Origin of the sequence: Rickettsia sibirica 246, assembly GCF_000166935.1 — a bacterium.
Taxonomy (GTDB): domain Bacteria; phylum Pseudomonadota; class Alphaproteobacteria; order Rickettsiales; family Rickettsiaceae; genus Rickettsia; species Rickettsia rickettsii.
Genome location: NZ_AABW01000001.1, coordinates 133,455 through 158,148 on the forward strand (window position 1 = coordinate 133,455; position 24,694 = coordinate 158,148).

Sequence of the window (24,694 nt, forward strand, 5' to 3'; positions counted from 1 at the left end):
CAACAAGGCTTTCAGTCGCTCGCAATGACGGCTTAGCAACTGCTCGCAATAGTGCTTACAACCCCATCACTAACTTAAATTCTTTACTTTTAATAATCTTACTATTCGTATTATAAATAATCGGATCGTTAATTTTTTCATGACCGAATCTATTTGTTTTAAATACCGGTATATCTAAACTATCTGCAAAATTACGAAGCACTAACATTGTGGCATCAAGATCTTTACCAAATGAACCAAATATTATAGCCTTAACATCCTCAAGTAACCCTGCTTGCTTTAAGTGTAAAAGCTCACGATCTAATCTAAAAGGAACTACATTCACATCTTCTAAAAAAAGAATTTTGCCCTTAGTCTTTATTTGCCAACTCGTTCCTATACTAGTCTGCACCATAGTTAAGTTACCGCCTGTTAGTTTGCCGTTAACAAGATCACTTGATTTTGCTATATCGTTAAGAGGCACTAAATTATCTATAGTAACCTGCTTTACTTTACCTTTTAATATTTCAGCAAGCTTGGTAAAATTACCTTGATCTTGTTCCGGCTTTAAGAGATCGGCTATATTACTGCCGTGAATAGTTTTCCAGCCCCATTCTTGTGATAGAAAAAGATGTAACGCTGTTATATCGCTATATCCTATAAAGAATTTCTCTTTATTTGGTTTTGATAGCTTTAGTAAATCGGGAATTATTCTCGCAGAGCCGTAACCACCTCGTAAACTCCATACTATATTATCAGACTCATCAAATAATGCATCCCGCAGGCAATTAAATCTTACTTCATCGCTACTTGCAAGAAAGGGTAGCTTACCTTTAGCAAAACACTTAGAAGAAATTTGTAAATTTAGTCCATTAATATTTTTTAAATCCGACAAGGTTTTATTATCCGCTCCTGTTGCCGGAGCAACAACAGTAATAGAGATATTTTTTAGACTATGACCAGCAGAAAAAGTTGATATTGAAAAAAATAATATTATTAGTAAAGATATATTTTTAAGAATCATGAATATAATTGATAGGTATTGTTGAACAGGTAAACCTACTATATCATACCATGGCGCTTGACCACGGCATCCAGTCTTTATTTTATTTTTTCTAGATACCGTGGATAAACCACGCTATGACAGAGGCAAGCACTGGATTCCCATTTTAGCTAGGGACAGACATGACATAGAAAATGCGAATAACCTTAAGAAGCTATTCTAAAGCAGCATCATCACCGGCAATCTCTACTGCTTTAGCCTTGATTTGGTCAATAGTAAGGCCACTATATTCTACAGACCCACCTAATACAGTATCGTCCTGACCAAAAAAATTAATGTTCTTAACAACAGTTGCTTTATCTATATTACCTTTCCTCATATCATATACAAGCTTTAATGCTTCTTTTTGTGCTGGTAGTTCATGAGTATTAGATAGTGCTAAAGTCTTTACTTTTGCTCCAAGTTTATTCGCCGAAGCCTCTGATATTTCATCATCTTCAGATTTATCAGTTGAATTTTCGCTTATTCTAAGGTTTTCTATTATAGGTTCAACAAGCTTTGTCCATAGCTGGTCAGTTGAACTACAATCACAATCGGCTAGATATTTTCTACCTTCTTCTCCAGTTTTTACAGCATTATCAACAAACTCTTTAACTATCCACTTATTGTTAAATTTGTTATAAGCAGCTTTTATGAATAGTTCTAAATGATTAGAACCTAAATCTAAGAATTTTTGTTTAAGGTCCACAGGGATATGACTTTTTGTATCTAGCCATGTTTGCATTCCTGATAATATTTCTGACATTACCTTATTAGTGTCTTGTATCGGTACAGTAATATTATTACTCTTAATAGTAACCTCAAGTGCATTTTTAGTACTAGCATCCAAGTTAGATACTAAGTTTTCATACTGGGCTGGGTTACTTTGAGCTTCTTTTAAAATGCTTACTATTTTCTTAAATCTTGGTACTATTTCTGAATGACTACCCGTAATGCTTGTCATCCAATCCCATTTAAAATATTCAAAACCGCCGGTAGCATGATTTGGAACTGCAACATGTGCAAATTTATGGTCATATCTAATGCCGATTACATTAAGATCGTCTTTATATTTCTTTACTTGAATATCGTTATCATTGCGCTGTTTTTTAAAGTGTTGCTCTAATTTTTTCATACTCTCCTCCTTAATTCATAGTTTTTAAAATTAGTGTCGATGTTATACTTATATATTACTATATGTCAAAATAAAACACTAATAGAAATTAACTTTTTGCTATATCACAAGCATGTAAGTCACGCTTAAAGTACAAACTACTATTCTTATTTAAGATTACCCGATAAATCTGAACATTTTCAAGTACTCTTTGAACGTAATCTCTTGTTTCTCGATAAGGTATAAGTTCTATCCAGTCAATAACTTTTCTTGTATCTTTTATATCCCTTGGATCACCAAACCTATCTATCCATTTTACTACATTATGACTTCCGGCATTGTAAGAAGCAATGGATAGAATATAAGAACCTTTATGATTATCTAATAATTTTTTGAAATGATGCGCACCAAGTTTAATATTATATACCGGATTTCTAGTTAAGTCTGCTACATTACATTTAACATTTATGGATCTTGCGGTATCACAAGCAGTACCTTTAATAAGTTGCATGAGACCCATAGCATTTGCATAACTTACTGCTTTATGATCAAAAACCGATTCTTGTCTAATTATTCCATAAGTTAAATAAGGTGGGATAGGCAAACCTACTAGATTATAAGGCGTTGGAAAAGCACAATCCAAAATAAAAGCATTATTTTGGGCAGCAATTTTTGCCACCTCAACCATATGATTAGTATTATTATTGGCTTTAATAATATTCGCAATTATTTGAATTTCTGCAGAATGTTTAGTATTTTTCATTGCTGCTTTGGAATATATCAGGGCTAAGTAGTTTTTATTATATTTAACCAATAACCTTATCGCTTTAATAATCTCTTTATTTTCTATAATTTTCCTTTCTTCAGAAGTTATTACGGGAATAGGAGGTAAAACTAACTTTGTCCTATTTAATTCAATATTTGCTACCTGCCCATAAAAGGTAAAAGAGTATTTAGCTGCCTGCTCGTAAAATTTTCTAGCCATTTGCTTATCGCCTTTTGCTGCATAAGTACGACCGAGCCAATAAAACCCACGTGCCAAACTAATCGGAGTCTTAACAACTTTAATAAACTTATTAAAATGTACTAATGCTTGATCAGGCTTTTTTAAAAAACTTAAAGAAAGCCAGCCCGCAAGCCACTCCTGCTCCCTTATAGTTTCAGGACAAGTAGCAAAAGGAAGCGTTGCCATTCTATAGCTATTAGCAAAATCTTTGTACTCGATGAATTCACGAGCATAATAGGACTGAATATGACACCATTTAGCAAAATGTTTACGGTTATTTTTAGCTTTCTTAAACAAAGTAATAATTTCCTTTGTCGGCTTTTGCATTTTTTTAAAATCTAAATAACGATATAATAAACCGGAAGTATAATATTTTTCAGGAACACTTTTAAAAAGCTTTTCAGCATTTGGCGATTTACCTATAATCGCAATTTGGACTTTAAAAGAATTACGGTAACCTTGCTCTACATATTTCAGGGATTGCTCAGCAGATCTAATATCATTTTTCCATAGATGTTCTTCTATTCGCTCTAAATGATCACTCGCAGTTAAATATTTATGCCACTTATTGTAATATGCATTTTCTTCTTCAGGAGTGAAATTGGCGTATACCCAAGCCTCTTTAATAATAGGTAGTAATATCTTCTGATCTTTGATTAAACTACTTGCAGCTGCTGCATAAAATTTATAACCTTTGCCAGTAAGAGGAGAATGTTTACTAAACCAATCAACAATTACTTTTTTATTTGTATTATTATTTAGATATTCTTCTGCTCTTTCTTCAAGCAGCTTATTTTGAGGCCAATCCGGGTTATTGCATAAAAACCTTATTACATGTTCAAAACTATTATCTGAATATTTATTATCTAAATATTTCTGAGAAAGTACAATTTTTGTTAAAATTTTATTATTTACTTCTAAAGCTAAATCTTCGGCTTGTGACCAATTTTTTTGATCGATATAGGTAAAAACTTGCTTAACATTATCTACAGCATCAGAATTAGCATTTACTTTCAAAGCTAATAACAACAATATAGAGGTTAACAATTTTATTGTGATTTTCATAAGTTTTATGATTTGTTGCGTGGATACCTAATAGTCATTACGAGCTACTAAAAGCGTTGTTGCATGGCTCGTTAATGTCATTCCCGCGAAAGCAGGAATCCAGTAAAACCTATAAAAAACTTATTTTTTATAGGTTTATCTAATATGTAATTTTTGTATCAATATTAAGGTTATTTTTCTGGATTCCCGCCTACACGGGAATGACATAGAGACCCACTAAACACCGGTAGAACCAAAGCCACCACTACCACGCATCGTTTCCATAAGACTACTACTTTCTTCCCATAATATACGTTCGTACTTTGCGATTATCATCTGTGCAATTCGCATGCCTTTTTCTATAATAAAATCTTCTTTACCGAGATTAATAAGAATTACCTTTATTTCACCTCGATAATCTGCATCAATAGTACCGGGTGAATTAGCAACCGTGATACCGTGTTTAACGGCAAGACCCGAACGGGGTCTTATTTGGGCTTCAAACGAATCCGGTAGTGCTATAGCGATGCCTGTTGGAATTAGCTGTATTGCGGCTGCTTTTATTGTTATAGGTTGCTCGTTTGCGGCTATTAAATCCATCCCCGCACTATGCTCTGTAGCATATTCCGGCAAACTGCCGGAAAAATTTGCTAGTTTTTTAATTTTAACTTGTGTTATTGTCATATTATTTCATATCAAATTTATCGTTAATAATTTTATTTTCTACCGCATCAATTAAAGAATTAGCAAGATTATCGGTTAATATCTTACTTCCCATGCCAAGTTTCTTTTTAAGCCAAGGTTGCTTAGCACACAGATATTGAAACTTAATATTATCACCGAATTTTTCTTTCATTACGCTATACATATCACCTATGCCATCAATTAAGCCGTAATCAAGCGCTGTTTGCCCTGCCCAAAATTCACCGTTAAATAAAATTTCGTCTTGCTGAGTTAACTTCCCTGCTCTTCTTGTTTTTACATATTCTATAAAATGTTCATAAACCTGCTTTTGCAAATCTTTGATAATTTTAAGATCATCTTTATTAATAGGTTTAAACGGATCCAATACTGATTTATTCTTGCCTTCCGTATAAACTCTTCTCTCTATCCCAAGTTTATTAATTGCTTCATGAAAACCGAATCCGCTTGATACTACTCCGATACTACCGATAACCGAACTCGGCAAAGCATATATCCGGTCACCGCTGCAAGCCAGCCAATATCCGCCTGAAGCCGCCATATCTTCAATAAAACTATAAATTTTTATTTTATTTTCTTCAGCAAGATCACGAATACGTTTTGCAATAAGTTCAGATTGTACCGGAGAACCGCCGGGAGAATTAATAATTAAACATAATGCTTTTAATTTCTTTATTTTAAAAGCTTTTTCTATTAGTGCATTTAATGATTCTAAAGTAAGTCCCGATTGCATAGTACTTACTTTACCGATAACACCGCTAAGGCGTAAAACGGCAATCACCTCTTTAGAATTACCAAAAACTGAAGCAAATAATTGGTCTAATTTACTTATCTGTCGTTTGGTTATTATCTGATCAAATTCAGCATTCGCCATAGTTGATTTATTTACTTCATTCATTAATTTTACTCATTTTTAATTTAATATACTCGTTTCATTTGAAAAATTGGCTATGTTGTCTTATAAGATCTGCGGTACTCACCTATTAAGTATACGCTCCGCTCCTCGCCTTATAGACTCCTTGCTCTTTTCCAAATTACACTTCGTCTATTTACTTGGAATTACTATAGAGCATCCTTTTTTATTGGCAGCAAAGGCTTAGCCGGTTTATTCAGAGATTGCGCGTTATAACTATTTTTAGGTTCAGGATAATCTCCGGAAATGGCAGATAAAATAGTACCTCTAACTTTTTCGTCATACCAATTTGTATTGCCAACAAAGCTAGTTACTATTTTGCCGTTTGGGTCTATTAATATACTAGTCGGCAAACTAACAACCGATAAGGCTTTAAATAATTCATTTCTATAATCATGATAAATCGGCAAATATCTTATTTGATAGCTTTTAAAATATTCTTTCACAACTTTTATGTCTTGATAATCTTCTGAAATCGGAATTACTGAAAAAGGTAATTTCCTAAAATCTTTTTGCAACACATCAAGGTCAGGCATTTCTTTGACACAAGGAGCACTCCAAGTAGCCCAAAACACTAACAATATAGTCTTTCCTTCAAACTGATCAAGAGAATATTGATTTTTTTCTTCATCAAAAAAAATTATATTATCAGGAACGCTTGAACCTCTTAAAAATGCTAATTTATCCTTAGGCTGCTCATAGAGCCTAGCATAAATTTTAGGAATAAAAATTATTATAGATAATAAAAATACTATAATATATATAAGATATTTATTATAATTTCTTAAGGTCATATAATAATTTATAGTAATGAAGACATTTTATTTATTCGTATTAGCACTTACATTATGTAGTTGTGGTATAAAAAAGCCTTTAGAAGCACCGCAGAAAGAGGCAAAACGTCATTGCGAGCAGTCGTAGACTGCGTGGCAATCTCGTCAAATATCCTGAGATTGCTTCGTCAAATTACTTCGTCATTTTCCTCGCAATGACGTACTGTATCAATACCTCTTAAGCGTCGTACCTTGCAAAACTAAGTCAAAACAATAAGACGGCATATTGTCTTGCGGTTCGATCAATATCGGATTTACTTCACCGCACTCATTATCACACATATTTTGATCAGATAAGTCTAAGCGTGTTTCAAGAGTAGTAAGACTAGGATGCTCTATTCTTATATTTGCACTTCTCAAATAACGAGAAGATGTATAAGGCAACATACTAATAAAGTAATATTCTCCTTTATTATTAGTAGTAGCAATACCGGAACCGGTAAAACTTGAATCGCTTTTACTTGTAAATCTTCTTTTATCAACTCTAGTTTTTAAAGGTTCGTAAGGATATTTACCCCCGCTTCCTGCTTGCCATAAATAAACTTTAGCATCCGCAACCGGCACGCAATTTTGATCTAATACTTTTCCTTTAATTAATATCCTTTCACCGTAAAATTTTGATAATCTTCCTGTTTTACGTAATAAATTATTAGTAGTTTCAAAAACTTTCGGTTCATAATCATTAAATATATTTCTAGTAATTTTACAACGATTAAGCTTATTAGGGTAAGTTTTAGAAGCAGCAAATATGTTTAATGTCCATAAACATAAAAAACAAAATATAAATTTTTTCACTTTTCACCGCTATATTTATAAAATTCTGCATCTAAATTTAAATCAATTATTTTTATTAATCAAATTATTTTTATTCTCATTTGATTATTAAGTAATTGATTGTTATAGTAAACTTTGTTATACTAAAAATATTATATATATATATGCAAAAATTTTTATCTTTAATAATTGTAATTCTAATACTTTACAATATAGTAAAGTTAAAAATATCTCCCGACAACAATAATCTTACAACTGTAGAGCAAACGGCTTCAAATAGTTCATCTACCGATGAAAACCAAACTAGTATAAATAATGAACCTCCTATTTCATTAAACGGCAACCTATTTGAACGTACGGTTTCAAAAATAGTAATAAATGCTCTTAAAACCGAAGAAGGGAAAGCATTTTTTGAAAATATTTTACAACCGTTAAATGGACCTATCAATCCTAATGATTACACTATTGAAGTACGTAAGGATTTAGTAAAAACACTGTTCAAAATTAATACGCTCGGTAGCGGTAATATCGGTCCCGCTTCTTGCGGACATGTAGTTACCGTATTTTATCAAATATCAGATATGAACAATACTTTAATATCTGAAGATACTAAGACTTTTACTTTAGGCTCTGCTCCTGTAATGCTTGGCTTAGATAATGTAATAATCGGTATGATGGTAGGAGAAGCACGAGAAGCTATTATTCCGGCAAAATATGCTGTTAATAATAGTAATAATATTATCTTCGATGATGCTTATAATTATAAAGTTAATGTAATTTTAAAATCCATATTACCGCAAAATTTTGTTAAAAGTAATGAAGTTAAAATTTATGACGATGAGATAGCTTATCGTGTTCCTTTATTATGTGGTGAAAAAGTAAGCTTTAATGCTAAAATTACTCGCTTATCAAACGGTAAAATACTATATGATTCAAAAGCAAAAGGACAACAAATAGATATGAAAATCGGCGATATTACATATCCTTTAATTTTTTCTTACGCCTTGCAAGGTAAAGTAACGGTTGGAACACGCAGTGTTATTGCTGAAGGCAAAACATTTAAAACTTTAGGTTCTAACATAAATAAAATTATTTCTCATGAATCATTACCGACAAATGAATATCTTTTGCTTGAACTAGGAGACTTTAAACAAAATTAAATAAATATGAAACAAAATAAAATTCAAAGACAAAAAAATTATATTTTATTATCTATCCTTGTCATAATGATAATAATTGTATATCTTATAGCATTAATAAAAATTGCAGGATAAATTTTGTCATTATTAAAAATTTAAAACTCAAATTAAACGAGTATATAAGCATCTTACTTTAAACTTTAATTATAGTATGGAAATTATTAAAAAAAACAAAAATATTGTTATATTAGTAGGTTTAATATTTTTAGCAGTAATTATTTATATCTCTACAAGTAAGAGTTCCGATAATAAAACAAACGATAATATATTAGAAGTAAAGATAGCTATACAAAATCATAAATTTGTTCCGAATATAGTTGAAGTACCAAAATCGACTAAGATAAGGTTAATTGTTCATAATGAAGATGATACGGTAGAAGAGTTTGAAAGTCATGATTTACATCGTGAAAAAATAGTTATGCCAAATGAGTCAATACATATTATACTTGCACCTCTCAAGTCCGGAAAATATGAATTTTTTGGAGATTTTCATCAAGATACGGCTCAGGGTTTTATAATTGTTAATGATTAGATAAAAAATATGTTTAAAATTGCTTTAGTAGTGTTTCGTGAATGTTTAGAAATATCCTTATTACTTGGTGTAATACTCGTCGTAACAAAACAGATAGAAAAATCTCGTCTTTATATTATTGCTGGAGTAATGCTTGGAGTAGTATTTGCTTCAATTTTTGCATTTTTTACACGTAAATTATCTTTATCTTTTGGCGGAATAGGCGACGAGTTATTCGATTCCGGAATTATGATACTAATAACAATTCTGATTAGCTGGACAATAATATGGATGCAAGGTTACGGTATAAAAGTAAAGCAACATATAAACGACTTATCAGTAAAAATTCATGAAGGTAATGCCAGTTATTTCATGTTGTTTTTTTTAGTTGCCACTACTATATTACGAGAAGGTGCAGAAATTATTATTTTAGTATATAGTATATCTTCAGTTGAGACAATACCAAGCAGTATTTACTTGCAAGGAGTGATAATAGGTGCTACAAGTGGCTTCTTACTTGGTTTAGTAATATATTTCGGTTTCATTAAGATTGCTAATCAAAAATATATTTTTAAAATCTCTACCATATTATTAATGCTAATAGCAGGCGGATTTGCAGCAAGTGCTGCAGGTATTTTAACCTCTTCCGGTCTAATTATGTTTTTATCCGATCAACTTTGGGATAGTTCATGGTTAGTAGCAGATAGAAGTATGATAGGTAAAATCTTACATATTGTTACCGGTTATATTGCAAGACCTAACGGGCTACAAGTACTGGCTTATTTTACTACTATATTACTGATAAATATTTTCATACAAATAAAATTAAGATATTCCAAAAATAACTTAATATCAGTACAAAAAAATGAAGCAAATTAATTTTATCAAAGAGAACAATTAAATTAAACATGTTAAAACTTTTATCAGAAATTGGTCCGGTAATAGCATTTTTTGCAGGCTTTTTTTATGGAGGCGGTATACAACACGCTACTCTTTATATGCTTATTACCTCTGTTATTTGTATTACCCTTTGTTATGTTATAGATAAGAAAGTATCCAAACTTTCTATTATTTCTACGACTGTTTTATTAGTTTCGGGAAGCATTACTTTAATTAGCGGCGATTCAATGTATATAAAAATCAAACCTACTATATTATATGTTATTTTTGGAATAATATTTCTCATGAGCGGTATAAGAAAAAATCCTTTTATCAAATATGCTTTAGAGAGTATAGTACGTCTTAAAGAAGAAAGTTGGATAACCTTAAGCTATAGAACAGCGGCTTTTTTCTTTTTTATGGCTGTAGTTAATGAAGTAGTTTGGCGTAATTGCTCAGATGAAACATGGGTAAAATTCAAAGTATTCGGTGTAATACCTATTACTTTTATATTTATTTTACTGCAATTACCTCTTTTATTAAAGAATAAATTACCGGATAGTAAGATATGATATATAACACCTTACTATTTTTACTTTATGTCATTACCGCATAGGTGTTGTTGCATGGGCCGGTAAAATCCACTGTGTCATCCCGTGGCTTGATGACGGGGTCCAACTTAAAATACTAATAATATTAGTATTTTAAGTTGGATCCCACGATCAAGTCGCGGGATGACACAGGATCCCTGCTTTCACAGAGATAACACCGATGACTTTTTAAAAATCGTAGGGTACTATTGTTATGATATTACGAGTTCTAATTTTTATAACTCTTGCTTTTAGTCTATCTGCTTGTTTACCTGCTATTTTTACCGCAGCAACCACTACCGGTATTGTTGCTTCAAAAGATCAACCAATATCTGAAACATTAAATGATTCAAGGATTTCTGCCAGCATTAAAGCTGATTTAGTAAAAAATAATTTTAGAGATTTAGGTGCTAAAATAAAGGTTGAAGTATCACAAGGAAGAGTATTATTAACAGGAAATATTCAAAAAGAATCTGATGCGTTAAAAGCCGTAGAAATTGCTTGGAATCAAAAAAGCGTAAAAGAAGTTATTAATGAGTTGAAAGTAAATAAAAACAGTAATCATTTTGACTTAGCCCAATATACTAAAGATAGTATGATAACCACGCAAATTAAAGCTAAAAATTTAGTCAGAAAAGATATTAAATTTGCTAATTATACTATTCTAACTATAGATAATATTGTTTATTTATTTGGAGTTGCAAGATCAGAAGAAGAGCTAGAAAAGCTTGCTTCTATTGCATCAAAAGTAAAAGGTGTTGAAAAAGTTGTGTGTTACGCTAAAATAATGAATAACTTTAACACCAATAATGATAATAATGAAGAATCATAAATTCAAATTAGACCTCTTGCAGAATGAAGCTAATAAAGAGAAATTTGAAGGAAACACGGCATGTAGCACTGCAGCATACACTTTAGTACGTGAGGATGCGAGTACCGGATTGACGTATACCGCAGATATTTCAAAAGTTGGAAATCAAATAAGTGGTGAGCCTGCACAGCGTATAAAAATACGTGAACACAGGCGAATCCCGACATTTGACTTACCAAATCTTAAAGTATCAAAGGTATACAAATTACCTTTAGGAGCAAGTTATGCAAAGGGTTTATTACTTTTGTTAATTTTTTGTTTTGGTCTAAGCGGTTGTAATACCTCAAAAAGATTACCTTATTCCCACAAATATTCTTACAAAGAATTATCAAAAGATGATCCTCATAATCTAACTTATAAAGGACATTATAAAGTCGGTAAAAATTATAAAATAAAAGGGAAAACTTACAAACCTCACAACCCTAAATCTTTTACCGAAACAGGTTATGCCTCATGGTACGGTGGACTTAAAGACGGTTTTCACGGTAAAAAAACAGCTAATGGCGATAGATTTAATAGAAATTTATTAACTGCTGCACATAAAACTCTTCCGCTCCCTTGCTTAGTTAAAGTTACCAACAAAGCCAATAATAAAGCAGTAATTTTAATGGTTAATGATAGAGGTCCTTTTAAGAAAAATCGTATAATAGATGTTTCTCAAAGAGCGGCTGAAATTTTAGCATTTAAAAATCAAGGTATAACTAAAGTAAAAATAGAATATTTACCTAATGAAACTGAGAAATTTCTAAAAAATATTAATCTAAAAAAACCACAAAGTAAAACTTTAGCTAAAAACTCTAAAAAATCTTCATCTAATAAAGTTACAAACAACAATAAATGTAGCGTTAATTGTCATATAAAACTTATAAATTTAAAGTATAAATTGGCAGTAACTCCTTAAAAGATGTGTGAATATTAAATCGTCAATAGTCGTAGGCGTTGTTGCATGACTCGATTTTTAATGTCATTGCGAGGAGCCACTTAAGTTTCGACGAAGCAATCTCAGGAGTTTTTGTATTACCTCATGAGATTGCCACGACCACTTTGTGGTCTCACAATGACGATACATATCAACTACGTATATTCTTTTTCTTTATTATTTTTGATTTAGCTTTTGTAGTAGATTTATTATTAGAGGCAAGCTTGATTGAAGGTTTAGGGACTATAGGCTTAATATTAAAATGCTGATCTAATAGCCCCATCATCTTTTGATCACGAGATGCAGCACTTTTACCGCCTGTAACAACGGCAATCAATGATTTACCGTTCCTAGAAGCAGTAGTTACTAAATTATAACCTGCCGGTGTATGAAAACCTGTTTTCATCCCTTCTGCACCTTGATAATTTTTAGTAACCCTATTATGTCCGTTTACTACATTTCCACGAAATACAAAGCTGGTTTTAGCAAATAACGGATAAAATTTAGGATAATCTCTCTTCAAAGCCATAGCAAGTTTAGCCATATCTCTTGCGGTAGTTTGCTGCAATGGGTCATGCCAACCTGAAGCATTTTTAAAATAGGTATTCTTCATACCGAGCTGTTTAGCTTTAACATTCATTAAATGAGCAAAAGCTTTCTCTGAACCTTTCATACCCTCAGCAACCGTTACAGCAGCATCATTAGCAGATTTTATAATTAATCCATTAATTGCCTCTCGAACGGTTATAGTTTCCCCTGCTTTTAAACCCAGCTTACACGGTGGCATTTTTGAAGCTTTTGCTGATACAAGTAATTTTTTATCTAAAGGTAACTTACCGGCTTCAATTGCTTCAAACATTAAGTATAGAGTCATTAGCTTAGTTAAAGAAGCAGGGTAAATCCGAATTTGTGAATTATGGGCCTGCAACACTTTACCGCTTTTTGCATCAATTACTAAACTAGTTTGAACAGGAGGTTTAGGGGTATTTTTTACGGCTTTTTTTGCTTCGCTTATAGGCGCAAAGAAAAATGTTACGACAAAAATATAAGGTAATAAAAATTTCCTAAACATTTTAAATAAATAAAATATTATTCAAATTAAACCAAGTGTGATTTTTCGTCATTGCGAGGAAAAATTGAAAATTTTGACGAAGCAATCCAGTAAAAAATGCATAGCATTTTTTTATTATTTTCCTAGATTGTCACGCTTCCTACGGTCGCTCGCAATGACAATGAAAATAATACTTACTACACATTAACCTTTTTATTAAGATACATGAATATAAACAAAGCAGGCAAGGCTAAAATTATAGTAAAGAGGAAAAAACCGTCCCAGCCCATCATATTTACGAGTTTTCCAGCATAAATAGTGACAGTATTGTTACATAAACTACTAGCACTACTAAGTAAAGCATATTGTGTTGCGGAATATTTTTTATTACATAAATTACCTATATATCCGACTAAAGCAGTAGCACCCATAGCGGCAGCAAAATTCTCTATAGTAATAGCAATTAATAAAGCTTCAAAAGAAGGAGGCTGATGGTTAAGCCAAATAAATGCAAAATGCGTTAAGCTTTGGGCAATACCGGTAATAATCAAACCTTTAAAATTCCCCACCCTATACATTACAATACCACCGACAAAACCGCCGACTAAGGTTGCAATCAATCCATAAAGTTTAGCTATTATTGCTATTTCGCCTTTTGTATAACCAAGCTCTATATAAAAAGGTGAGGCAACCGCTCCAAGCATAGCATCGCCTAATTTAAAAAATATTATCGCAAGTAAAATAGTTGCAGCAAATTCTCTTTTGAAAAAATCCTTGAAAGGATTAATTACTGTAGAAATCCATGAAGTAATAGAAATAATATTAATTTTTTCTCTTACTAATTCTTTTTCGTTTACGGTTATTATAAATATCGTTGCAACGACAAATATTATAGCTATAACACAAAAAGTTAGTTGCCAATTATTTCCAGTTATTTCTGCAAGGTACAAAGCACCTGCCCCTGTAATAAGCATACCGATTCGATAACCGAATACAGCGGTTGCACTAGCTATGCTTTGTGTTTCTTGATCAAACTTATCTATACGCAACGCATCAACGGCAATATCAAACGTGCTAGATAAAAAGCCTAATAATATAGTCAAAAAATAGAAAGAAGTTAAAGAAACTTCAGGATTTTCCTTGCTCATAGCAATTAGTACTAAAGCCATTAAAGAGCTACATAATATAAGCCAGCTTTTGCGATGTCCCCACCTACTTAAAAAAGGTATTTTAAAATTGTCGACTAGAGGCGACCAAAATACTTTTAACGAATATGATAACCTTGCAACCGCAAAAGTAGTAATAACGGCGATATCTATACCAGATTCTTTTAACCATACCGCAAGAGTAGAAAAAATTATAACCAGCGGCATACCGCTAACTATTCCTAAAATAAATATTTCAAATAATCGATAGTCTTTAAAAATCTTGGTAATGCGCATTGTGATATTTCATTAAATCGTCATTGCGAGGAGGGGCATAGTCCCAACGTGATGACAACCTAGGCAAATAATAAAAAAATGCTATGCATTTTTTACTGGATTGCTTCGTCAAAATTTTCAATTTTTCCTCGCAATGACGAAAATATTAGTGTTGCAATAATAATTAATAAATATAAGCTATTTACTTTATAAATCAACCATTTTCTCTTAACTCCTTATTATACAACCTATAATATTCATCTTTATTCTTAAGCAATTGTGTATGAGTTCCTTGTTCACAAATCTCACCGTTTTTCATGACGATAATATTATCAAGATCGGTAATACTGCTTAAACGATGCGTAATAATTAAAGTGGTTTTTCCTTGGCGTAATTTCTTTAACGATTCTAGAATTTTCTGTTCGGAAGCTTGGTCTAAGCTGCTTGTTGCTTCATCCCAAATTAAAATAGGGGCATCTTTTAAGAAAGCTCTAGCAATAGATAAACGCTGACGCTGACCGCCTGAAAGAGTCGTCCCCTGCCCCCCTATCTGCGTGTCGTAACCATTCGGCAGATGCATAATAAACTCATGAGCATCGGCATATTTTGCTGCTCTAATTATTTCTTCTCTTGTAGCGTTTTCCTGACCGTATGCTATATTTTCTGCAACGCTTGTATCAAATAAATGAGTATCTTGAGTAACTAAGGAAATCTGACCTCTAAGTGAAGTAAGCTTAATATCTTTAATATCATGATTATTAATTAAAATTCTTCCTTCATTTGGATCATAAAAACGCACTAATAAATTACTAAGCGAAGTCTTAGCACTACCTGAACGCCCGACAAACGCAATAATTTTATGAGGTTCTAGCCTTAAATCTATATATTTTATAGCTATTTTACTCTCAAACCTTAAAGCGAGTTTTTCAAAAGTAATTTGTGGATTATATAAATCTACGTCTTTAGCATCTTCATGATCTTTAATAAGAGGCTCGGTATCCAAAATACTAAATACCCTCTTAGCTGCTGCTATTCCTTCTTGCAAATTAATATTTAACGATACCAAACTTTTAAACGGTCTATAAGCCGCTGCAAAAGAAGCCAAAAAAGCAAAAAGAGCTCCTGGCGTACTTTTCCCCTCCAGGACTAGATTACCTCCATACCATACCATCCCTCCAACTGCAAGACCGCTTAAACCCTCCATAATCGGTGAAACCATCGCATCTAGCTTAGATGTTTTTTTGTAGAACTCTAAAATATTATTAATAATCAACGATGCTCTATTACTTTCTATTTGTTCGCCTACAAAAGATTTAATAATCTTAATTGACTGAAATGTTTCATCAAGCCGAGAGGTATAATGCCCAAGCTCTTCTTGTGACTGTGCAAATATTCTTCTTATCTTTCTACCCATCCTTTGCACCGGATAAACAGCTAAAGGGAACACAAGAAAAACTACGCAAGATAATAGCGGTTCTAAATGAAACATTGTTGCTATTAAACATACTACAGTTAGGAAATGTTTAGCACATCCGACAAGTAAGTTAGAAACAGCTCCACGCATTAAAGAAATATCATTAGTAAAACGAGATATTAAACGTCCTGAAGATTGGTTTTGAATAAAAGAAATATCGGCAAATAACAAATGCTCATACATTTTTATCTGTAAATCGTTTAGTACCCTCTGCCCAACAAATTTTATTAGATAATTCTGATAATACTCTGAAATTCCTTTTATAACAAAAGTTACAGTAAGCACTATAGGCATTATTATAAGCATTTCCTTATCATGCGTTAAAAAAACCTTATCAATAATAGGTCTAGCCGCATGTACGATCACTGCCGTACAAAGTGCTGCAACAACCATACAAAATATCGAAAAATATATTTTATTTGCGTAAGGTTTAACATGATCTTTTATCAGCCTTTTTATAACATCTGCGGCTGTGTAGTTATCATTTAAATTATTGTTATTCATTCTCGTTAAAAATATTAAATTGATGATGTGATTGATTCGGTACAGGCATTTTCAAATGCTCAAAAGCGGCAATCGTGATTACCCTACCTCTAGGAGTTCTTTGTAGTAAACCTATCTGTATAAGATAAGGCTCTATGGTTTCTTCAAGTGCATCACGTTGTTCAGATAAGGCAGCTGCAATCGTTTCAATTCCGACAGGACCGCCGTTATAATTATCCGCTATGAATTTTAGATAACGATAATCATTGCTATCAAGTCCTATGCGATCAACTTCCAAACGATTTAACCCAAAATCAGAGATTTCCTTATCTACTCTTGATTTACCGTCAACTGCTGCAAAATCTCTTATACGACGAAGCAATCTTAATGCAATTCTTGGCGTTCCTCTACTTCTTTTAGCTATTTCTTCAGAACCCGAATCGGTCAAATCAATATCAAGTAGTTTACTTGCTCTATTTAGAACTTTCTTCAATTCCTCGGTATTATAAAAATTTAGCCGCATAGGGATACCGAACCTATCACGCAAAGGATTACTAAGCAGCCCGAGGCGTGTGGTAGCACCGATTAAGGTAAATTTCGGCAAGGTTATTTTCACTGACCTTGCGGCAGATCCTTCACCGATAATTATATCAAGCTCAAAATCTTCCATAGCAGGATATAAAACCTCTTCAACCGCAGTATTTAAGCGGTGGATTTCATCAATAAATAATACATCGTTCTTTTCAAGATTGGTAAGAATAGCAGCAAGATCAGCGACCTTAAGTATAGCAGGACCGGAGGTGGATTTAAAATTACCGCCGATTTCGTTAGAGATAATTTTAGCAAGCGTAGTTTTACCAAGCCCGGGCGGACCGTAAAATAAAGTATGATCAAGATGCTCATTTCGAGATTTTGCAGCCTTAATAAATACCGAAAGATTTTCTTTAATCTGCTGTTGACCGACAAATTCTTGCAAATATGACGGCCTTATCGGCAATTCTTGATCATTTTCACTTTTTTCAGGTGATAATATATTAGTCATTATTTTAAATCGAATATAATGACTAATAATAGCCAAAAAATAGTTTTATGCTATAAATTATTTTAGACTTTTATATTAGCCCTCTTCATAGAAACTAGTTACCCTTTCTCTAAGTTTATTTACGGTTTCAAAAAATTTTTCTGTATCAGTGACGCCTAAGTTTTGTAATTCTTCTTTAAGGTAATTTTGATTTAATCCTTTACATAACTTGAAATAATGGCCAAATATCTCATTTGATAATATTATATTAGGATTTTCATAATAATTTTTCAAAACTTCTGCTACATCTTTTAGAGTAAGGTTATTTTCATCAATTATTTCTGTAATTTGTGCGTCCAATTCTTGTATCTTGAGATTTCATTCCTATCTTATAACCTAAAATATTACATCCAATTAAGCTTTTATTCTATTTTATAGCATCCGATAAGACTTTCTTTTATTCCTCGCTTACTTCTGTACTTAATGAAAAATTCAATCCGGCAAGTTTAGTATTTTTAACAAATGAGGATCAGACAGGAACATTATTATCAAAAAATATCCCACTTATATCTAAATCGCTTATTTTTGTTGCGTTTACTCTTAAGGTATCTAAAAGAACATCTATCTTATTAACATTATTCAAAGCATTTATAAAACTAATGTCGGTAATGCGGCATAGCAGATCTTTAAAAAATTCAGCAAATAACTTTATTGATTTTAAACTCCACGCAAAACTATCAGTACTTAAGTACTGTATAGTAGCGTCTCCTTGTAAAGCATTAAATAACCCATTTTAAAGCATCTTCAGGAATTTTAGAGTATCCAGCAGCTGCAAATACCGGTGATTGTGGTACAAAATTAACCTCGGTAATACTTAAAGTAGCAGGGTCTTTCTATAGCTCTTTTAATATTTCTTCAGCCTGTATTTTTCCTAAATATTCTATTAACTTGGACATATATTTTACCTATTAATTAGTAATTAAAATTAATATAAAATAACTGCTAATTTATCAACTAAAAATTAGAATTTCGATTTTTCAGGGCTGTTTTGATTAATTCATCAATAGAGATTTCGGGATTTTGGGTAATGATGCCTTGAACAGCGTTTTGAGCTTCAAATCTAGAAAATCCTAGATTTACTAGAGCTTTTATTACTTCATTACTTGCAACGGGTGTGATATTCTTAATATTTAAGCTCTCTTTAATAATAGCTGAACCGCTTGATATTTTCGCTACTTTACCTTTCAGCTCTAGCACTATACGTTCAGCAAGTTTAGCCCCTACTCCGGATATTGCTTTAAATATATTTTTATCTTCATTATTTACAGCAATTTGAATATCTGAAGGCGTAAGGCTTGATAAGATAAATAAAGCCATTCTTGTACCTATACCGTTTACTGATTGTAGTAAATTAAAAAAAATCTTCTCTTCTAGAGCCAAAAAACCGTAAAGATGAATATGTTCCTCTCTAACATGGGTTTCGATAAATAGTTTATAAAACTCCCCTTCAGCAAGTTTACCTAAAGTTTTACCTGAAGCATAGACTAAGTACCCTACCCCGTTTACGTCAATTATAACGTAATCATCGCCTTGGGCATCAACTTTACCACTTAATTGACCGATCATATATTTACTTTTTCTTTTTACTATATATTAAAATTAGTGTCGGTAAAGCGGTAATAATTGCTGCTAAGATGTAATGAATAACAAACGGTCTATCCATCATATGACACTGCCCATCATTAGGAATAGTTTGAGCCAAAACCATATAAGCAACTATTATCGTCACTACTATATATAGACCGGTGAAAAACAAATATTTTATAAAATTTTTCATGTTAATCTCTTTTTGAATCAGTGATATGATGTTATTCCTGCGAAAGCAGAAATCTAGGGGTAAAGCAAGATAAATCGAGCTTTTAAAAAGCTTTAAAGTACTGGATTCCGGCTTTCGCGGAAATGGCATCAGAGGTTTTTTCTTCTCTTAAGTTAACACTCATACACGAAAGCGGGAATGACATTAAAAACTACACAAACTTATAATAAGTTTGATTCTTATACCCTTTACTTATTAAAAGTTTACGCTCTAAACCATATAACAAATCTCTACTAGCCGTTGCCGTAGAAATATTTTTATGTACAGTAATATAATCTTTTCTAGAAAACCATTGATCTATTAAATTAACCTTAGCAAATTCCATTCTAGATAAAGGCGTATTTGCCTCATATGTAATATTATTACTATATAATCTTAATGCTGCAACTATTTTATCAAGCATAAACTCGATAAATAAGGTCGATTCACCAAGCTTATCACACTTACTTAAAACACTATAATATTCACTTTGATTATTCCTTATCAAACTTTCAACGGAAATATACTCAAAAATTTTATTAGCTTGCATTAGTAATAATTGTTGCCATAATCTACCTATTCGTCCGTTACCGTCTGAAAAAGGATGGATAAATTCAAACTCATAATGAAATATACAAGCTTTAACTATTCCAGAAATTTGCTTATCTTGTGCTATAAACTCAAATAAATCCTGCATTAATAAAGATACACGGCGTGCCGTAGGGGCAAAATATATAATCTCTGTGCCTTTAAATATAGCGGCATTACCTTTACGCCACTTTCCGTTATCTTCTACTAATCCTTGCATTAATATCTCATGTGCTTTTAATAATGATTCAATTTTGAAGGGATTAAATATAGTCAGATTATTGTATAGTTTTATAGCATTTTTTACTTCTACAATATCTTTTTCAGGTGCGAGTACACGCTTGTCGTTTATTATATCGGTTATCTGCTCTACGCTTAAACTATTTCCTTCAATTGCTAAAGAAGAATGGATGGTTTTAATTTGATTATTTTTTCTAAGTTTTATAGGTTGAGAGTAAAGCTTGCTACCGGCTAAAATACCAAGCTCATAAGAAATATCTTGTGATAACTCCAAGATTTTATTAGTTATTTGAAAAGACGGTTTACTACTCATTATATGATAGTATCATATGATATTATCATTGTCTACCCAGAATATTTTTGCTATATCATTCCCATAGGGTATTAGTCTTATTGCATGACTCCAAAATCGTCATTGCGAACAGCCGTAGACTGCGTGGCAATCTCATGAAATAATAACAAACTCCTAAGATTGCCTCATCAATTGCTATGCAATTTTCTCGTAATGACGTATATCTCTTTATTTTACAATACACTCATTAGACTACCTACCTCAATATCTTCTATAACACCACTTTTACGATCTTTTAATTCAACAATATTATTTGCGGCTTTTTTAGGACCAATTATAATTTGATGAGGTGAGCCTATAAGATCATGCGTTGCAAATTTACTGCCTGGACGTGCTTCGGTATCGTCATATAACACTTCTATATTTTTATCTGATAGCTCTTTATAAGCCATGTCCGCAAGCTCTACGCATTTACTATCATGAATATTTAAATTAATTAGAGAAACTTTGAAAGGAGCAACGCTAGAAGGCCATATGATACCTTTCTCATCGCAATTTGCTTCTATGATAGCAGCAACTAACCTTGAAATGCCTATGCCGTAAGAACTCATTTCTATAGGAGTTAGTTTACCATACTCATCATTAATAAGTGCATTCATATTAACCGAATATTTTGAGCCTATATAAAAAATATGCCCGACTTCTATTCCTTTACTGCTGGTTATTTCTTGCTCAGATATAGGTAATTTATTTACTTCATATTTTTCTTCAGCTGCTGCGTACCAACTTTTAATTTCCTCTACATCGATATCAGGATTATCTTTTAATATCTTAAATTTTTTATCGTAATAAATAGTACTTTCACCAGTTTCAGCGATTACATGAAACTCATGGCTTAAATTGCCACCGATCGGACCGTTATCGGCAATAACAGGGATAACAAACACGCCTAAATCCCTGAAAGCATTGATATAAGCCTTATACATTTGATTATAGGTTTTAACGGCATTTTCTTCATTTATATCAAAAGAATAAGCATCTTTCATTAAAAACTCTCGTCCTCTCATAACACCAAAACGAGGTCTAATCTCATCACGAAATTTCCATTGGATATGATAAAGATTTTTCGGCAAATCCTTATATGACTTAATATTATGACGAAAAATATCCATAATCATATCTTCGTTAGTAGGACCGAATAGTAAAGTATTATCGTGGCGATCTTGAAATTTCAGCATTTCTTTACCGTAATTATCAAAACGTCCCGATTCCATCCATAAATGTGCCGGCTGAATGCAAGGCATTAGAACTTCCAAAGCTCCCGCTTTATTCATATTTAAGCGTACTATATGCTCGATATTCTTCAATACTTTTAAGCCAAGCGGAAGCCAAGTATAAATCCCTGCTGCTTGCTGCCTAATCATTCCACTTCTAAGCATTAATTTATGCGAAGTTACTTGAGCTTCACTTGGCTCTTCCTTTAACACAGGTAAAAAATATTTTGATAATAACATATTTTATTTACTTTCTTGCTATATTTATAATCATTTATTTGGTTATCCCGTGGCTTGACCACGGGATCCAGTTTTTTTTAATTTTTTTCTGGATACCGCGATCAAGTCGCGGTATGACAAAATGACTGGATTCCCGCTTCCGCAGAAATGACATTAATAACGTATCACCTTTTAGCAGTAAGGTTTAAAAACTCATGACGATATTTCTGCTGTTCGGCAAATATACCCGTATAATGCATGGTATTCATAACGCTATTATCTTGCATTACGCCACGCATTGACATACAGCTATGTACGGCAGAAATCTTAACGGCAACGCCAAGCGGCTTTAAATTCTCCTGCACGCTTTCTGCTATCTGTACCGTCATTTTTTCTTGGATTTGTAGTCTTCTAGCAAAAATATTTACTATGCGTGCTAGCTTACTTATGCCGACAATACAATTATCAGGAACATAAGCTATATCTACTGTACCGTTAAAAGGTAATATATGATGTTCACAGAAAGAGGTAAATTTTATATTCAGTAAGATAAAATCTCGAAAATTACAAGTTTCATAAAACTTGGTATTTAATATTTCTGCTACATCCTTTCCATAACCGGAAAATATTTCTACGTAGCTATTAATTACTCTATCAGGCGTTTGAAGCAACCCTTCTCTGCTTGGATCTTCACCAATGAATTTTAGTAACGTTCTTACTGCCTCTTTAGCTTCTTCTCTAGTTGGTTTACTCATGTGCTAGTTTTATACTTTTAAAAAATATTACTTTAACACAAATATATACAAACATCAAGCCGCCTACTATAGCAATAACCCCTCCTCCACCCATCATTCCCATTAATAGCTTAGCTGACATCGGCATTACACTATTTGGGTCTTTCCGCATAACACCGTAACCACCGGCGAATGCTAGACCTAGTATGTGCAGAATCTGCCCGAATGTTAGGAGGTAAAATGTAAAATTAATAATATTGTCATTGCGAGGAGACACGAAGTGCCGACGCGATAATCTAGGGAGTTTTTGTATTACCTCATGAGATTGCCACGCTCTTTTTAGTCGCTCACAATGACGTTGATACCTCCCAATACCCAAATAACTACACCCCATACAAGCAATGCTAATCCCTACTATAGACCCGTGATAATGAGCAGAAATTGCTACATTTATCCCTGTGATATTCATTGCTATAAGCCCGCCAAGTAAGAATAAAGTAATAGAGCAAAGTAAGATGGTTTTGATTACTCTGTCATTTATTGTAACCGTGTCATCCCGCGGGATGACAAATACCCACACCAACTCAACCCCCATACCTATTAAACATAAAACAGGAGCAATGCCGCCTAGATATTTCATATGATTTGTATAGAATACTTTGAAGGCTCCATCGATAATATCATAAAATATATGACCGAAAAGTGTAAGAATTCCGAAAATAAAATTTAAATAAAGTAAGAAAAGATAGAATTTTTGACATTTCACTTCTCTAGCTATTAACTCTCTAAATAAACTAACCCAAATAAATATTAATATTTGAGTATATATAAATTGCAGTAAATGACCTCCGCTCCAAAAAAGTAATTCATAATAAAATTCTATCTCGATTGGAATAATTTGAATGATGTTTTGCAAGCCATTATAAGACCATCCACAACAAACAAAGCTTAAAATAAACATTATAATAGTCGATAATACGGTAAAATTAACTAGACTATTTAAGTTCGTCCAATCGAAGAAATATAAAATATTTATAGCGTACAATAGCAACGTAACACCAAATAAGCTTAACCCCCCAATAAATACGATATTTTCAAGAATCGGTATATAATTATTCATCACCGGATTATGCCCGGCTATTGGGGAGATGGCGATTAGAAGAGTAGCTAGAAAAGCAAGTTTGGGGTAAAGGCGAAACACGTCATTGCAAGCGAACGTAGAGAGCGTGGCAATCTCAGAAATTTTGTATTGTTTCATGAGATTGCCGCGTCGAGGCTTTGCCTCTCCTCGCAATGACGTTTCACCCCCCCAAACACTAGCCGTAACGGACAATAACCAAATCAATACCGATAAATTAACATGAATAATTAAAGCAGATTTGAAAATATGCGGATTTGGGAAAAAGCTTGATAATTGCGGGGTACGTAGTACCACCAAAATAATTGAATATAAACCCGCAAATCCCAAGGATAAAATACCAAGCTTAAGCCAAGAATTAGTTAAGCTATTATTTTGTAATTGATTGGTAGCATTCATAACTACAGGTAAATATTAAATATAATCTACAAATAGCTCACAGTATTTAAATAAGCAATATTTTTTTATTTGCTTTAGAAGCTAACATACGATATTAATAAGTCAATCCAGAGTTAATAGTTAGATATG

24 protein-coding genes and 1 pseudogene are annotated in these 24,694 nt (G+C 32.5%); 6 read left to right on the forward strand and 19 right to left on the reverse strand.

The genetic code is table 11. The features are described 5' to 3' along the window. Positions 1-55: 55 nt before the first annotated feature. The 7 genes from RSIB_RS04935 to RSIB_RS04905 all read right to left on the reverse strand — a co-directional run bounded on the left by RSIB_RS04935 (position 56) and on the right by RSIB_RS04905 (position 7,428). On the reverse strand, positions 56-1,003 hold the full coding sequence (locus tag RSIB_RS04935; RefSeq protein WP_004995843.1) for an LD-carboxypeptidase: 948 nt from the start codon (positions 1,001-1,003) through the stop codon (positions 56-58). A 193-nt stretch (positions 1,004-1,196) separates the two neighbouring features. Next, entirely contained in the window at positions 1,197-2,156 is a 960-nt protein-coding gene (locus RSIB_RS04930; protein ID WP_004995845.1) for a hypothetical protein, read from the reverse strand. Positions 2,157-2,244: 88 nt separating this feature from the next. Continuing rightward, positions 2,245-4,206 carry a lytic transglycosylase domain-containing protein gene (locus RSIB_RS04925; RefSeq protein ID WP_004995847.1) on the reverse strand — a complete coding sequence of 654 codons (1,962 nt, stop codon included), beginning with the start codon at positions 4,204-4,206 and terminating at the stop codon, positions 2,245-2,247. A gap of 216 nt (positions 4,207-4,422) precedes the next feature. Continuing rightward, positions 4,423-4,869, reverse strand: coding sequence for a dUTP diphosphatase (gene dut / locus RSIB_RS04920; protein WP_004995849.1), 447 nt, complete (start codon positions 4,867-4,869; stop codon positions 4,423-4,425). A gap of 1 nt (position 4,870) precedes the next feature. Further along, positions 4,871-5,785: a S49 family peptidase gene (locus tag RSIB_RS04915; protein ID WP_004995853.1), complete on the reverse strand. Its 915-nt coding sequence runs from the start codon at positions 5,783-5,785 to the stop codon at positions 4,871-4,873. A 164-nt stretch (positions 5,786-5,949) separates the two neighbouring features. Continuing rightward, entirely contained in the window at positions 5,950-6,594 is a 645-nt protein-coding gene (locus tag RSIB_RS04910; protein WP_004995855.1) for a TlpA disulfide reductase family protein, read from the reverse strand. 207 nt (positions 6,595-6,801) lie between these two features. After that, on the reverse strand, positions 6,802-7,428 hold the full coding sequence (locus tag RSIB_RS04905) for a protocatechuate 3,4-dioxygenase (RefSeq protein ID WP_004995856.1): 627 nt from the start codon (positions 7,426-7,428) through the stop codon (positions 6,802-6,804). A 143-nt stretch (positions 7,429-7,571) separates the two neighbouring features. On the opposite strand from RSIB_RS04905, the gene RSIB_RS04900 reads away from it, so the two are divergent. From RSIB_RS04900 to RSIB_RS04875, 6 genes are all read left to right on the forward strand, one after another. Continuing rightward, on the forward strand, positions 7,572-8,567 hold the full coding sequence (locus RSIB_RS04900; RefSeq protein ID WP_004995857.1) for an FKBP-type peptidyl-prolyl cis-trans isomerase: 996 nt from the start codon (positions 7,572-7,574) through the stop codon (positions 8,565-8,567). Positions 8,568-8,757: 190 nt separating this feature from the next. Beyond that, positions 8,758-9,138: a cupredoxin domain-containing protein gene (locus tag RSIB_RS04895; protein ID WP_004995858.1), complete on the forward strand. Its 381-nt coding sequence runs from the start codon at positions 8,758-8,760 to the stop codon at positions 9,136-9,138. Positions 9,139-9,147: 9 nt separating this feature from the next. Continuing rightward, positions 9,148-9,996: an FTR1 family protein gene (locus tag RSIB_RS04890; RefSeq protein WP_004995860.1), complete on the forward strand. Its 849-nt coding sequence runs from the start codon at positions 9,148-9,150 to the stop codon at positions 9,994-9,996. Between the two features lie 29 nt (positions 9,997-10,025). Beyond that, positions 10,026-10,568: a septation protein A gene (locus tag RSIB_RS04885; RefSeq protein ID WP_004995863.1), complete on the forward strand. Its 543-nt coding sequence runs from the start codon at positions 10,026-10,028 to the stop codon at positions 10,566-10,568. A gap of 232 nt (positions 10,569-10,800) precedes the next feature. After that, on the forward strand, positions 10,801-11,418 hold the full coding sequence (locus RSIB_RS04880; RefSeq protein ID WP_004995865.1) for a BON domain-containing protein: 618 nt from the start codon (positions 10,801-10,803) through the stop codon (positions 11,416-11,418). Further along, complete coding sequence (locus tag RSIB_RS04875) at positions 11,396-12,358, forward strand: septal ring lytic transglycosylase RlpA family protein (protein ID WP_004995866.1); 963 nt, start codon at positions 11,396-11,398, stop codon at positions 12,356-12,358. Before RSIB_RS04880 ends, RSIB_RS04875 begins: the two co-directional genes overlap by 23 nt. Before the next feature lie 62 nt (positions 12,359-12,420). Here the strand turns inward: RSIB_RS04875 and RSIB_RS10580 are convergent. From RSIB_RS10580 to RSIB_RS04820, 12 genes and pseudogenes are all read right to left on the reverse strand, one after another. Further along, positions 12,421-12,520, reverse strand: a pseudogene (locus RSIB_RS10580) (lytic transglycosylase domain-containing protein); the annotation flags it as partial. Positions 12,521-12,527: 7 nt separating this feature from the next. Next, a complete protein-coding gene (locus RSIB_RS04870) occupies positions 12,528-13,448 on the reverse strand; it encodes a D-alanyl-D-alanine carboxypeptidase family protein (protein ID WP_004995869.1) in 921 nt (306 codons plus the stop codon). 176 nt (positions 13,449-13,624) lie between these two features. After that, on the reverse strand, positions 13,625-14,869 hold the full coding sequence (locus RSIB_RS04865; RefSeq protein ID WP_004995872.1) for an AmpG family muropeptide MFS transporter: 1,245 nt from the start codon (positions 14,867-14,869) through the stop codon (positions 13,625-13,627). Between the two features lie 193 nt (positions 14,870-15,062). Continuing rightward, positions 15,063-16,826, reverse strand: a complete 1,764-nt coding sequence (locus RSIB_RS04860) for an ABC transporter ATP-binding protein (RefSeq protein WP_004995874.1) — start codon at positions 16,824-16,826, stop codon at positions 15,063-15,065. Then, positions 16,819-17,847, reverse strand: a complete 1,029-nt coding sequence (gene ruvB, locus RSIB_RS04855) for a Holliday junction branch migration DNA helicase RuvB (protein WP_004995885.1) — start codon at positions 17,845-17,847, stop codon at positions 16,819-16,821. Before ruvB ends, RSIB_RS04860 begins: the two co-directional genes overlap by 8 nt. Before the next feature lie 75 nt (positions 17,848-17,922). Beyond that, positions 17,923-18,186 (reverse strand): hypothetical protein, encoded by a 264-nt coding sequence (locus tag RSIB_RS04850; RefSeq protein ID WP_004995887.1) that lies wholly within the window; start codon positions 18,184-18,186, stop codon positions 17,923-17,925. A 654-nt stretch (positions 18,187-18,840) separates the two neighbouring features. Next, positions 18,841-19,452, reverse strand: coding sequence for a Holliday junction branch migration protein RuvA (gene ruvA / locus RSIB_RS04845; protein ID WP_004995890.1), 612 nt, complete (start codon positions 19,450-19,452; stop codon positions 18,841-18,843). A 4-nt stretch (positions 19,453-19,456) separates the two neighbouring features. After that, positions 19,457-19,663 carry a hypothetical protein gene (locus RSIB_RS04840; RefSeq protein WP_004995893.1) on the reverse strand — a complete coding sequence of 69 codons (207 nt, stop codon included), beginning with the start codon at positions 19,661-19,663 and terminating at the stop codon, positions 19,457-19,459. Positions 19,664-19,853: 190 nt separating this feature from the next. Then, positions 19,854-20,822 (reverse strand): Fic family protein, encoded by a 969-nt coding sequence (locus RSIB_RS04835; RefSeq protein WP_004995896.1) that lies wholly within the window; start codon positions 20,820-20,822, stop codon positions 19,854-19,856. Positions 20,823-21,034: 212 nt separating this feature from the next. After that, on the reverse strand, positions 21,035-22,315 hold the full coding sequence (gene proS, locus RSIB_RS04830; protein ID WP_004995897.1) for a proline--tRNA ligase: 1,281 nt from the start codon (positions 22,313-22,315) through the stop codon (positions 21,035-21,037). Positions 22,316-22,479: 164 nt separating this feature from the next. Beyond that, the gene (gene folE, locus RSIB_RS04825) at positions 22,480-23,049 is read right to left on the reverse strand and encodes a GTP cyclohydrolase I FolE (RefSeq protein WP_004995901.1); all 570 of its coding nucleotides are present in this window, start codon (positions 23,047-23,049) and stop codon (positions 22,480-22,482) included. Next, entirely contained in the window at positions 23,042-24,565 is a 1,524-nt protein-coding gene (locus RSIB_RS04820; RefSeq protein WP_004995903.1) for a cbb3-type cytochrome c oxidase subunit I, read from the reverse strand. Before RSIB_RS04820 ends, folE begins: the two co-directional genes overlap by 8 nt. Between the last annotated feature and the right edge of the window lie 129 nt (positions 24,566-24,694).